11 protein-coding genes are annotated in these 13,379 nt (G+C 39.2%); 4 read left to right on the top strand and 7 right to left on the bottom strand.

Features of this window, described 5'->3' with window-relative positions:
* Positions 1-14: 14 nt before the first annotated feature.
* The 4 genes from PUND_RS17340 to dnaK all read right to left on the bottom strand — a co-directional run bounded on the left by PUND_RS17340 (position 15) and on the right by dnaK (position 4,374).
* Positions 15-383, bottom strand: coding sequence for a response regulator (locus tag PUND_RS17340; RefSeq protein WP_010389013.1), 369 nt, complete (start codon positions 381-383; stop codon positions 15-17).
* Positions 384-535: 152 nt separating this feature from the next.
* A complete protein-coding gene (gene ybaK, locus PUND_RS17335; protein ID WP_010389015.1) occupies positions 536-997 on the bottom strand; it encodes a Cys-tRNA(Pro) deacylase in 462 nt (153 codons plus the stop codon).
* Positions 998-1,099: 102 nt separating this feature from the next.
* Positions 1,100-2,239: a molecular chaperone DnaJ gene (gene dnaJ, locus PUND_RS17330; RefSeq protein ID WP_010389016.1), complete on the bottom strand. Its 1,140-nt coding sequence runs from the start codon at positions 2,237-2,239 to the stop codon at positions 1,100-1,102.
* Between the two features lie 215 nt (positions 2,240-2,454).
* Positions 2,455-4,374 (bottom strand): molecular chaperone DnaK, encoded by a 1,920-nt coding sequence (gene dnaK, locus PUND_RS17325; RefSeq protein WP_010389017.1) that lies wholly within the window; start codon positions 4,372-4,374, stop codon positions 2,455-2,457.
* A 239-nt stretch (positions 4,375-4,613) separates the two neighbouring features.
* Between dnaK and PUND_RS17320 the strand changes: the two genes are divergently transcribed.
* Positions 4,614-5,423, top strand: a complete 810-nt coding sequence (locus PUND_RS17320) for a thioesterase family protein (RefSeq protein ID WP_010389018.1) — start codon at positions 4,614-4,616, stop codon at positions 5,421-5,423.
* A gap of 3 nt (positions 5,424-5,426) precedes the next feature.
* Here PUND_RS17320 and PUND_RS17315 read toward each other — a convergent pair whose 3' ends face one another.
* Positions 5,427-6,197 (bottom strand): substrate-binding periplasmic protein, encoded by a 771-nt coding sequence (locus tag PUND_RS17315; protein WP_010389019.1) that lies wholly within the window; start codon positions 6,195-6,197, stop codon positions 5,427-5,429.
* Positions 6,198-6,337: 140 nt separating this feature from the next.
* Between PUND_RS17315 and PUND_RS17310 the strand changes: the two genes are divergently transcribed.
* From PUND_RS17310 to PUND_RS17300, 3 genes are read left to right on the top strand one after another with little or no spacing between them, the layout of a single operon-like run.
* Positions 6,338-7,567 carry a paraquat-inducible protein A gene (locus PUND_RS17310; protein ID WP_010389020.1) on the top strand — a complete coding sequence of 410 codons (1,230 nt, stop codon included), beginning with the start codon at positions 6,338-6,340 and terminating at the stop codon, positions 7,565-7,567.
* Entirely contained in the window at positions 7,564-9,219 is a 1,656-nt protein-coding gene (pqiB, locus tag PUND_RS17305; RefSeq protein WP_010389021.1) for an intermembrane transport protein PqiB, read from the top strand. The genes PUND_RS17310 and pqiB overlap by 4 nt, the downstream gene beginning before the upstream one ends.
* The gene (locus PUND_RS17300; protein WP_010389022.1) at positions 9,219-9,836 is read left to right on the top strand and encodes a PqiC family protein; all 618 of its coding nucleotides are present in this window, start codon (positions 9,219-9,221) and stop codon (positions 9,834-9,836) included. Before pqiB ends, PUND_RS17300 begins: the two co-directional genes overlap by 1 nt.
* Here PUND_RS17300 and PUND_RS17295 read toward each other — a convergent pair.
* Both PUND_RS17295 and PUND_RS17290 read right to left on the bottom strand, forming a co-directional pair.
* Positions 9,823-10,365: a GNAT family N-acetyltransferase gene (locus tag PUND_RS17295; protein WP_010389023.1), complete on the bottom strand. Its 543-nt coding sequence runs from the start codon at positions 10,363-10,365 to the stop codon at positions 9,823-9,825. The two genes, PUND_RS17300 and PUND_RS17295, sit on opposite strands and share 14 nt — an antisense overlap.
* 55 nt (positions 10,366-10,420) lie before the next feature.
* Positions 10,421-13,303 carry an insulinase family protein gene (locus PUND_RS17290; protein WP_010389025.1) on the bottom strand — a complete coding sequence of 961 codons (2,883 nt, stop codon included), beginning with the start codon at positions 13,301-13,303 and terminating at the stop codon, positions 10,421-10,423.
* Positions 13,304-13,379: the final 76 nt, after the last annotated feature.

Here is a 13,379-nt window from a genome sequence, read left to right as displayed (position 1 = left end):
AAAATATTGTGCGATTAAACTTTATTAGCTAAACGTGTTAATTGAGCTGACAGCACATTCATACTAAAGGGCTTTATAATAAACCCTGATACCTTTGCATTAATTATCTTTTTTACAGTCTCAGAGCTGTCTTCACAAGTCACCATAAGTACGGGGAGCTGAGCATGCTCAGTATCCTTTCTAATAGCATCCAGTAGGGTAAGGCCATCCATTTTTGGCATATGTAGATCTGTTATAACCAAATCTATAAGTTGATTTTTAAGTATAGTTAACGCTTGCAGACCATCGGTTGCTTCAACAATGTCTTTATAATCTAACTGCCTCAACATATTAATGAGCACATGACGCATTAATGGCATGTCATCAACAACTAATATTCTCATACGAATGATTAACCAAAGTAGGTACAAACAAATCTTCATTAAAATGAATTAACAAAAACTGCTATAGGTAGTATTTACATTAGTTAACTAAAGCTGTTGAAGCAAATAATCAGTTTTATTTACACGACGCAAGTTTGATAATTAAGTCAGCATTAGAAATTACCAAACGAAGCTTGAATAAGCTCAGCTAAGCATGCTGGGCTGAGTGTAATTTCAAGTCCTCGCTTACCTGCGCTCACATAAATAGTATCAAAGTCTAATGCGCTTGAGTGTATGTAGGTCTTTAAGCGCTTTTTTTGTCCAAGAGGACTAACGCCTCCCAAAATATATCCTGTACTTGCCTGTACTTTTTGCGGCTCTGCCAGCATTACTTTTTTTACTACACAGAGCTTAGCCAATTGCTTTAAATTAATCTGCTGAGTAACTGGCGTCACAGCAACAATTAGTTGTTGTTCTGAGGTTTCTAACACCAATGTTTTAAATACTTGAGCGCTATTAAGATTTAGCTTTTCAACTGCTTCAAGGCCATAATTAGTATTGTTTACATCGTGCTCATAGCTGAGTATATCAAATTTAATTCGGGATTTTTTTAGCTGTTCTATTGCAGGGGTCATCTGATATTGTCCTTAATAAATTTCTGATAACTTACCATATTAAACAAAAAAACGGCGCTTAAAAAAGCGCCGTTTTTACCTAAGTTCTGTTAACCCTAATAATTACTTAGTCAGGTCATCAAAAAACTTTTTAACGCCATCAAAAAAGCCTTGCTCTTTTGGACGATTTTTTGAGCTATCTTTGCCCATGCTTTCTTCAAGTTCAGTAAGCAGGTCGCGTTGACGCTCGTTAAGATTCACAGGTGTCTCAATCACCACTTTACAAATTAAGTCACCTTGAGCACCACTACGTACAGACTTAACACCTTTACCACGCATACGGAACATTTTGCCCGTTTGTGTTTCTGAAGGTATTTTAAGTTTCGCACGGCCATCTAATGTTGGCACTTCAATTTCACCGCCAAGGCCTGCTGTAGTAAAGCTAATAGGCACTTCACAGTATAAGTTGTTCGCTTCACGAACAAATATCTTATGTTCACGAACCGACACTTGAACATACAAATCACCTGCTGGTGCGCCGTGCATACCAGCTTCACCTTCGCCAGATAAACGAATACGGTCACCTGTATCAACACCTGCTGGAATTTTTACCGATAGTGTTTTGGTTTTCTCTACACGGCCTTGGCCATGACATTTGTTACAAGGATCTGAAATAATTTGACCTTGTCCATGACATGTTGGACATGTTTGTTGTACGGCAAAAAAGCCTTGGCGCATTTGTACTTGGCCAGCACCGTGACATGTTGTACATGTTTTTGGCTTAGAACCCGCTTTGGCACCACTGCCATCACACGGGTCACAACTAACCCAAGTCGGTACTTTAATTTCAACGTCTTTACCACGAACCGCTTCTTCTAAGCTTAAATCCATGTTGTAACGTAAATCTGAACCACGCTGCTGGCGAGATTGGCGTCGGCCACCGCCGCCTCCAAAAATATCACCGAATACATCACCAAAAATATCACCAAAATCACCTTGACCGCCACCAAAGCCACCGTGACCACCGCCACCACCTTGTTCGAAGGCAGCATGGCCGTATTGGTCATACATTTGACGTTTTTGCGAGTCAGTTAACACTTCATAAGCGTCCTTTACTTCCTTAAACTTGGTTTCAAGGTCTTTATCACCGGCGGTACGATCTGGATGATATTTCATCGCTAAGCGTTTATACGCTTTTTTTATGTCTCGCTCACTCGCATCTTTGCTTACGCCGAGGACTTCGTAATAATCGCGTTTTGACATATCTATCACACTACTCTTTTCTATGTGCAGCGCTAGCTGCTGGACAAACCGATAAATCATATCGATTTATCATTGAATTTTTAAAGCACTTTACTTGCATCTCTTACATGCAAAAGGCGCGTTAAGCTTTAGCCTACGCGCCTCAGGTGTTCATCCTAACTTAAACACACAATGTAGTCATGGTGTTTTCGGTTAGCGAGAAGCGTTAGTAACAATTACTTGTCGTCTTTAACTTCTTCGAACTCTGCATCAACAACATCGTCGTCTTGCTTAGCAGACTGTTGTTGCTCTGCACCGGCATCACCACCCGCTTGTTGTGCTTTAGCTTGGGCAATTTCCATTAGTTTTTGAGACTTTTCAGCAAGTGCTTGTGTTTTAGCTTCAATTTCTGCTTTGTCGTCGCTCTTAATAGCGCCTTCAAGGTCAACAACAGCCGCTTCAATCGCTTCTTTGTCTTCGCTTGGTAGTTCATCACCCGCTTCTTCAATTTGTTTACGTGTACCGTGAACAAGTGCGTCAGCTTGGTTACGTGCAGCTACTAACTCTTCAAACTTTTTATCGTCTTCAGCATGTGCTTCTGCATCACGAACCATTTTTTCAACTTCTTCATCACTTAGACCTGAAGATGCTTGAATAGTGATTTTTTGCTCTTTACCTGTGTCTTTATCTTTAGCAGATACATGTAAGATACCGTCAGCATCCACATCGAATGTTACTTCGATTTGTGGTGTACCACGTTGTGCTGGGCGAATACCTTCTAGGTTAAATTGACCTAGAGATTTATTGTCGCTTGAACGTTTACGCTCACCTTGTAGCACATGAATGGTTACCGCAGACTGGTTATCTTCTGCTGTTGAGAATGTTTGCGATTTCTTAGTAGGAATCGTAGTGTTTTTCTCAATCAGTGCCGTCATTACTGAACCCATCGTCTCAATACCTAGAGATAATGGTGATACGTCTAGTAATAGTACGTCTTTCACGTCGCCAGCAAGTACACCACCTTGAATCGCTGCACCTACTGCAACTGCTTCATCAGGGTTAACGTCTTTACGTGGCTCTTTACCGAAGAATTCCGCTACTGTTTTTTGAACAAGTGGCATACGAGTTTGACCACCCACAAGAATGATATCGTTGATATCGTTCACAGATAGGTCAGCATCAGCAAGTGCGCGTTTAAGCGGTTCAATTGACTTAGTTACTAAGTCTTCAACTAGTGACTCAAGCTTAGCACGTGTTAGTTTAACGTTCATGTGCTTAGGGCCTGACGCATCAGCGGTTACATACGGAAGGTTTACTTCTGTAGATTGTGCTGATGAAAGCTCAATTTTTGCTTTCTCTGCTGCTTCTTTAACACGTTGCATAGCAAGTGGGTCAGTTTGTAAATCAATACCTTGATCTTTCTTAAATTCAGCTACTAAGTAGTTGATAACACGGTTATCGAAATCTTCACCACCTAAGTGAGTGTCACCGTTAGTCGCTAGAACTTCAAATGTGTGCTCGCCTTCAACTTCATCAATTTCAATGATTGATAAATCGAAAGTACCACCACCTAAGTCATATACCGCTACTACGTTTTCGCCACGGTTTTTATCCATACCGTATGCAAGAGCTGCAGCCGTTGGCTCATTAATAATACGTTTTACTTCAAGACCCGCGATACGGCCAGCATCTTTGGTTGCTTGGCGTTGTGAATCGTTAAAGTATGCTGGTACTGTGATTACCGCTTCAGTTACTTCTTCACCTAAGAAGTCTTCAGCTGTTTTCTTCATTTTTTTCAGTACTTCAGCAGAGATTTGTGGTGCAGCGCGTTTTTCGCCGCCCGCTTCAACCCATGCGTCGCCATTATCAGCTTTGATAATTTTGAAAGGCATGATGCCGATATCACGTTGTACTTCTTCGTCTTCAAAACGACGACCAATTAAACGCTTAATTGCAAACAATGTGTTTGTTGGGTTAGTTACCGCTTGACGTTTTGCAGGTTGACCTACTAACGTTTCACCGTCTTGCGTGTAAGCAATAATAGACGGGGTTGTGCGATCGCCTTCCGCATTTTCAATAACACGTGCTTTGTCACCATCAAGTACTGCAACACAAGAGTTAGTAGTACCTAAATCGATTCCAATAATTCTACCCATGAATCTTCTCCAACTTCTAAATTCGTTAATACGTTCGATGACTAGTTAATAGGGATGCTACAAACTTAATTCAACTGTAAAAATGAAAAAAAATTCATTTTTTTTAATTTATTTACTAAATAACCCTAAAAAGAGTAAGGATTGCTCATTTTTTGTTATTTAAGAGGACCTTTATTATCTGGTCTGATGAGTTTGTGTGTGATATAAATTTAGTAAATAACATCAAAAGGACATTATTTGTGCACTTTGAACAATTATTACAACTCGCCTCTCAAGTAAGTCAGAAAACAGGCCCAGAAACCAATACTATGCAGTTCCCTGCTAATTGGTGCCAAGGTAGAACGGCTTTTGGCGGACTCTCTGCGGCGCTTCTTTATCAAGCAATGCGCAATAAAGTTGATTCAACAAGACGACTGCTTTCTTTAAGCACAAACTTTGTAGGCCCTTTGTTGGCTGAAAAGCCATTTTCTTTGTCGGTAGAAATATTACGTGAAGGGAAAAGCAGCACCCAAGTGCTCGCCAAAGCAATTCAGGATGATTCAGTATGCGTAATTGTGCAGGCCTGTTTTGCTAAAAATCGTAATTCATCAATTAATGTACCGGTATCAAAGTCGCTAAGCTTACACCCTGTGAACGAACGTCACTGCTTAGGGTTTGTGCCTGGGCAAATGCCAGAGTTTTTTCAACATGTTGATTTGTGCCCTCAACAAGGAGCCATGCCGTTTAGCAGTGCTGAGACCTCTCATTTAGGTGGTTGGATGCGTTTTAAACATGCGCCAGAAGAAATTACTGAAGCCCATGTTATTGCTCTTACTGACGCATGGCCGCCAACATTGCTGCAAATGTTTAAACAACCAGCACCGGCAAGTAGCATGTCGTGGTATTTAGAGTTTGTACAAGCGCCTAACTTAGCGCCAGGTGAATGGCTGGGGTTTGAAGCAATCACTCATCATTCAAAAGATGGGTATGGTCTTGAAGATGGCTGTATTTGGTCGCAATCAGGAGAGCTTATAGCCTTAACTCGCCAAACCGTGGCGTTATTTGATTAACAACTAAAAACGAGTGAAGTCGCGCTGAGTATATTGTTTATCTAAATTAAGCATTATGGTGCGATATTCACCGCTTTGAATTATGTTGGCTAAGCCTTTGTCAAACTGCTGTCTCAGCAAATCATTATTAAAGTACGCAGGCCTTGCCGCAGATGGAAAAATAGCATGGATAACAAAATCTTTTGTGGCATTGGTTTTTTGATATTCCTTTAAGTAGTAAAGGAATATGCGTCTATCGAGAATAATCGTATCAACCCAGCCTGCCATTAAATGGTGAATCTGCGCTTGTTGATTAAGTACTTCTTCGTACCCTCTCAAGTTCTCTAAGTTGTGGCCAAACTCTTTTGGTAAATAAGCGGGTGCGTTTTGAAATGCTAAAACGCTTTTAGTGGCCAGATCGTAAATCGTATTAATAGTGAAGTTACTCTTTTTAAGACTCACCACTACATTCTCATAACTGACAACAGATTGGCTTCGATATATGCCAGTAATTAAAATACCCGAATAATTTAATGCAATATCGACATGCCCTCGATTCAATAAGGCATCGGCACGCTGATTTGACATATATTGCACATCAACCTTATTTATATTTTGGTTACTAAGTGCTGCTTTTACAATCTCGAGCTGAATACCTGAATCATTTTCACTTATTACATAAGGTGCAACTGTAGGGTTAGCAGCAATAGTAACTCGCTGCTGATTAATACCTTTAACAAATGCCAAGCTATCGCCACATAAACACACTAAGGCTAATAAAAATACCACTTTCACACTATCACCTAATCCGTTTTTATTTTCAGTTGTTGGGGTTACTTTTCTTATTATATTGTTAGTAATTTAGCCGCAGTGTTTGTATTTAGCTATTAATTATAGCAATATTTAAATTATTGAATTAACTATAAGCTAACATTTTGCAAACTGCCTGCCCAAGCTGTGATCTTATCATTGATATTCCCGACATTGATGCAAAGCAAGTCGCACTGTGCCCTCGCTGCAACCATAAGATTCGCGGTATTAATGTTAATAATGACATCGAAATAGTCGCCCTGAGCCTCAGCGCACTGCTGATGTTGCTCAGCAGTATGTTTTATCCATTTATTTCTTTTAGTAGCAACGGTATTACCCAAACGATTACCCTACCTGACGCTGCTCGTATTTTATTTAATTATGATAGTGACCTACTTGGCCTATTTATTGATATCAGCATTATTATTTTACCTATGAGCTTGCTCATTATTTTAATCCCATTGCACTTAGGAGCACTTAAAACACTTCCGCAAGCAATTGCAAGAAGACTATTAAAATTTACCCTGGCACTTGAACCTTGGATCATGTCAGAAATATTTTTGATTGGTGTTTTGGTTAGTATGGTTAAAATAATGTCATTAGCTGATGTTAGTTTTGGCACTAGCTTTTTTGCCTATGTGGGATTTGTAGTTTTATATGTTAGTGCGTTAACACGGTTAAATCGTGCCCGGTTATGGTCTCAGGTAAGCCCTGCAACTCGACTTGAAGGTAGTGCTGGCATAGAGCGTGCGATAGATGACAATATAAAAGCCTGTCATGTTTGCCACCAACTAAGTATCGAATCCACCTGCCCTCGTTGTCATAGTAAAACATATTTAAGAAACCCCTACAGCGTACAAAAGGCAGCGGCATGGTTAGTTACTTCACTTATTTGTTATATCCCAGCAAATTTACTGCCCATTATGTACACTATTAGCCTAGGGGATGAAACTCCTGCAACCCTTATTTCCGGTGTAATTACCTTATGGAATAGTGGCTCATACCCTATTGCGCTGATTATATTTTTTGCAAGTGTAGTGGTGCCATTAGCCAAGGCGCTTATTTTAAGCTTTTTGTGCATTATGGTTACAAAGCCCGCCAACCTTTATACAAAAGGTTACACAAAAGTGTACCAACTAACTGAATTTATAGGAAAGTGGTCTATGATTGATGTATTTGTTGTGGCTATATTAGTCGCCCTTGTGCAGTTAGGAAACTTAATGTCGGTTATACCGGGTTTAGGCATCGTCTTTTTTACTGTTATGGTATTATGCCAAATGATGGCAGCACACGCATTTGACCCTCGTTTACTGTGGGATTCACCTAAAAATAAAAACGCAGAGAATAAAGCATGACTAAAACAGCCAACGTAGCACAAAAAACACGGATTTCTGCGATTTGGATTATTCCAGCGGTTGCCTTATTTGTTGGTATTTGGATGCTTTATCAGTATCAATTAAATAAAGGGCAAACAATCTACATCACTATGCCGCAAGCCGAGGGCATTATTGCTGGTAAAACAGAAATTAAAGTGCGTAGTGTAAAAATAGGTCAAATAGATCATATACGCCTTTCCGACAGCCAAGACAGCGTAATAGCTCGGGCACAAATAGATAAAAATTACGATAATTTACTTACCGAAGATGCCAGCATTTGGGTTGTAAAACCGCGCATAGATGAAACCGGCATTACTGGTATGAGTACTTTACTTTCAGGGGTTTATTTAGAGTTTTCACCAGGCGAGAGCAAACAATTAAAGAAGCAGTTTAAACTTCAAGAAGAGCCTGCATTAATAGGCAAAGATGTACAAGGTGGACGCTTTAAGTTGCTCAGTTACAATGCAGAAGTACTCGATGTGAGTACTGGCATATTTTTTAAAAACTATAAAATAGGCCAAATAGAAACCGCCACCTTTGATTGGAAAAACCAAGCAATGCAATACGGTATTTTTATTAAAGCTCCCTACGAGAACTTGATCACCTTAAACTCTATTTTTTGGGTTAACTCAGGAATAGAAATAGATCTTTCTGCTGATGGCATAAATATTAACACCGGTTCACTGAGCAAGTTATTAAAAGGTGGTATTTCTGTTGGTCTACCTGACCAGCAAGCTCCCGGCGATTTGGCAAAAGACGGTCATAGCTTTTCTTTAAGTCAAAGTTACAAACAAGCTCTAGAAGAACGCTTTTATGACTTTGATTATTACCTTATCGAATTTGAACAATCCATTCGTGGGTTACGTGTAGGTGCGCCAGTAGAATATCGCGGTACACGCATAGGTACTGTAGTTGAAGCTCCCGCGAACGTAATAATAGATGGCAAACCCGCTCACTTTCGTGCTAAAAACACCGCTGTCCCTGTATTGATCAAAGTCGAATATGGACGTTTATACCACAACAACGCCTTAGCTAAAGAGTATTGGAAATCAAGCATAATCGAGTGGATAAAAAATGGTATGAGGGCATCATTAAAGCCAGGGAATTTGTTAACCGGTGCAGTTTATGTTGATTTTGACTTTTATACCGACACCCCTAAAAGCGAACTTAAAAAGCTTGCTCAATATGATGTATTTCCTAGTGTATCGAGCGGGATAACCGTGCTTGCTGACCAAGTGTCTGATGTACTGAATAAAGTAAATAATTTAAAAATTGAAGACAGCTTGGCAAAAATGCAAACAACCTTTAGCGAGTATCAGGCATTGGCCAGCGAGATGCGCATATTATTAAGTAAACCTGATACCCAAAATTTACCCGGTGACTTTAATCGTAATCTCGAAAAAATAACCAAAAGCATGGAACAGTTTGAAATAACCATGCGTCAATTCGATAAAACAATGGCAAGCTACCAAGCAGGATCTCAAATGCACCACCAGCTTGAACAAACACTGCTACAAATTAAACGTTTATCTGAAGAATTCCAACCACTTACTCGTGGTTTAAACGAACAGCCTAACACGCTCATTTTTGATAAGTCACTGCCTAGTGACCCGCAACCGAGGAAACAATAATGAAAGCACTATTTTTACTTTTAACAAGTGTGCTCTTTATCAGTGGTTGTAGTTCGGCTATTCAAACTGCAACTCAATATTACCAGTTTGAGCAACCCATTAATGACTCTTCTCGTAATGTGCAAGATACACAGGCACAACTCAGAGTGCAAACAGTTACCTTAAGAGGGGCATTGAATAATCGGGGTATTGCGATGAAAGTAGATAGTAATCAAATTCATGCTGCTAATTATCATCTATGGGGGGAATCACCTGATGTTATGCTGAGTGCCAGCGCGCAGCAAACATTATTTAATACCATGACCAACTGGATGGTTATTAAAGGATTGCCGGTCATTACCGACCAACAGCAACAAACATTTTACGAATTAGAATACGAACTACACCACTTTAACGGTGATCTGCAAGGTAATGCAGATATTTCAGGGCTATGGCGTTTATACTACACTCACCCAGAATCAGGTAGACGTTTACTAAGCATCCATAATTTTTCATCTGTTATGCCAATCGATGATGATGGCTATGATTCATTGGTGGCGACTCTTGAAAAAATGTGGCAACAAATCAACATTCTTGCGGCAAAAGAAATTGAAAAAACAAGACTCAATCATAAATAAACACTTTGATAGTGGCTTTATCAGCATTGATGAATGCCTTACCTACCTCAGTAAAACCTAGTTTATATAGTACATTTTGAGATCCTAAATTAGCCGTTGAAGTAATTGCGCATACATCTTTTATACCTAATTTATGTCTGTTATTTAAAAGTATTGTAGCTGCTTCAAAAATATATCCCTTTTTTTCAAAGCCGTCTTTTAACGCAAACCCTAAATCGGGATGTTGCATAGTCGCTCGCTGATAAAAACCAACAATACCAATAACCGTTTCATCATGAAGTGTGATTATATAAGGCCCAAAACCGTGTTCTTTGTGGGCAGATATAAAACTGTCTTTGATGTATTTTTTAGCGTCGTCTAAAGTGTAAATACCTTTATCACCAATGTATTTAATAAAGTTGGCCTGATTAACTAACTTAACTAACTCCGCCGCATCTGCTATTTGTGCGAAGCGTATAAGTAAACGTTCAGTTTTAAAAGCAATATTCAAAATAACTCCTTGGTGTCCAATACTATAATTTAACGACATTAAAAAAACCCAGTCAACAATGACTGGGTTTTTTGGTTTTAGAGTAATTTCAAACTTACTTTTGCAATTTTATATCGCTGTAGTAAGCATCTAAACTCGTCACTTTAGTTTGATTTGGCAAATCAGCAAACTCGCTATCATTAAACTTAGTGCCGCGTAGCTGCACATTTAAACGTGCTGCTTTTGGGTTTAACATTGTTTGCTGGTAGTAATCTTTAATATCAGCAAGCGTGACTTTTTCCACCTCTGCAATTAATTTTTGTCTTGAATCAAAATCAAAGTTTTCACGATACCAATCGTTAATCAATGGACTCATTTCGTCGCTTAAATTCTTTGGCTGTTCTTTTAACGAAACCAAAGTTGCATTTTTAAGCTGTGCAAATGTTTCCTCACTCATGGCATTAAGCTCAGAAGCGTACTCTTTTTTAAACTTGTCAAAGCGCACTTGAATGTCTTTCGGCCCTTTCACTGGTGTTTGGATAAATAAACCAATACCTGAGTAATCTTCAATAGGACGCGCTAATGCGCCTACTGCATAAGCAAGTTGCTCTTCAGTACGCATTTTATCAAACGCGATTGTTCTAAAGTGACCTTGCAATACAGCTGCCTGTGCTTTTTGTTTGTAACCAGGAGTTGGGTGAATGGTCATATCGACCACAGCTACATCGGCGACATCAATATCTTTGTGTAATACACGCGCTTCACCCGGTTGCGGTAACCACGCTTTACTGCGTGCAAACTCCGTTTGAGTATGTTTGCTTGGTAAGATAGCCGCTAACTCAGCAGCAATAGCATCAATGTCTTTTTGGTTGTAGTTACCGTAGCTAAATACACGTAAGTTATTATTCGCTAAGGTGCTTTGCTTTAAAGCGTGTAAATCAGCAAGCGTTAGTGTTTTTGCAGCCTTAATTAGCGCTTCTGTATCGAAACTGCCAGTACGAGTCAGCTTTGAATACTCACCAAATGCTTGTGCATAAGGGAACTGTTTTTGTTGATTCAGTAAATCTCGCTGATAACGGTCAATCGCTTGATTAAACGCTTGTGCTGAAATTTCAGCATCAAACCCAGCTAACGCTTGTTTAAGTAAAATATCTTGTTTATCGGTAAAGCCACTTAACGATAGCACCAATCCATTACTTGAGCTTAAATTAACGTTCATGCCAGCAATGGCAGCTTCAGTTCGTAACTGACTTAATTGAGTGTTATACAGATCAGCCCAAACAGAATAAAGTACGGTTGAGTTAATATCATGCAAACCTGTTTGCGTGTTGATATACACCTCAACTAAACCTTTAGGCTGCTCTGCAAACTGCTGACTTGCTTGGCGCCAAATTTTTACGCCGTTTTTATCATAGCTAAGCTCAGGATGCTTCTGCTCTTTAAAAGCTTGCGTTTTAATAGCAAAACTCTCTGGTAGTAAATTGTTAACACTTGGCAATGCTAAATTAAAATCACTTGGTTTTTCCCAGCTGGCAATTTCTGCATCGCTAATATCGTTAATTTTATATTTGCCATCGTAAAAATGCAGCTCAGAATCTGTATCTTCCTGTTGAGAAATATACCAGATGCGAAGTGTATCGGCATTAAGTTGCTTAAGTACATTGTTCACCGCATCAGCATCAAATTGAGCATAGTAGTACGGTGCGTTTATCGCATGGTTTAACGGGTAATCTTGCATGCTTTGAGTCAACGCACTGACATAGTTAAACTCATCGCCCTTTTCTAAAAATTTGAACTGATTATTTAAAGAAGTGCGAATTTCATTAAAGTACTTACTATTAACGCCCTCACGCTTAATCAAGTCAATGTATTGCATGATTGTCGCGACAATTGATTCGCGGTTTTTCATACCCTCATCAGTCAGCTCTATATTCACGTTCAAAGAACCGTAGTTGCCATATTGATTTGGAGAGGCAGAGGCTGATAACTGAGATACCCACCCTTTATCACGTAATATTTGCGCTGGACTACCTGGCATTTCATTACTAAGTAAATAGGCAACAAAGCGATTAGGTTTTACTGCAAATTCATTTTGGTTATTAGTAATTGTGAAACCGAGTTGTAATTGTTTTACGTCTTCATTTGGTGAGTAAAAAACACGTTTACCACCGGCATTATCAAAATCTAAGCTAGCAGTAACACTTGGCTTTTCAATATTTTTATTTTCAATGTCAGCAAAGTATTTTTGTGCTTTTTTCTGCATTTCTGAAATTGGTAAGTTCGAAATCAGCGCCACTTTCATAATATTTGATGAGTAATATTTATTATAAAAATCAACCGTTTCTTTGTGTAATGAACTATCAGTTTTATCGCCTAGGGTTTCAAGGTTACCAATTAAGAATCGGTTAGCCGGATGCTCACCCATCATTTTACGTGCAAGTTTAAATTGGCCGAAAAAGTCCATTTCACGACGCATTGACCATTCAGCATTTACTGCATTTTTTTCTTTTTCTGTGTATTCTGGGTAAAGCTTAGGGGCTTTAAAAAAGTCTGAAAAGCGGTCTAAGCCTTCATCAAACGCATCGTTATTAATTTTAAACATGTAGTTAGTAATATCGAGCCAAGTGTAAGCATTATGCGCGCCGCCGTTTTTAGTCATAAAATCGGAGTACCCTTTAGTGTCAGGGTATCGCTCAGTACCTAAAAACAGCATGTGCTCTAGATAATGCGCCATACCTTGCTGGCTCATTGGGTCGTGTAACAGACCTACACCTACACTAAGTGAAGCCGCTGATTTTTCTGCGCTTGGATCAGAGACTAAAATCACTTCAATATCGTTAGCAAGCTTTAGTGTTTTATATTCACGATTATCGTTAGGGCTTACAACGAGCGTTGGTGATAAAAGTGAGGTTTGTGGTGATTGAGAAAGAGTGGCGGTATTTGAACAACCGCTTAATATTGCTAGTGCAATTGCACTTAAGCCGATGATGTGTTTCATTTTAGTTTTATCCGTTATCGTAGAATAAGGTATTAGCGTTTTAAAAAGACTAAATCAGCTATAAACTACCACTATC

This window comes from Pseudoalteromonas undina, assembly GCF_000238275.3.
In the GTDB taxonomy this organism is placed as follows: Bacteria; Pseudomonadota; Gammaproteobacteria; order Enterobacterales; family Alteromonadaceae; genus Pseudoalteromonas; species Pseudoalteromonas undina.
This window is presented reverse-complemented; position numbering and strand designations above follow the sequence as displayed.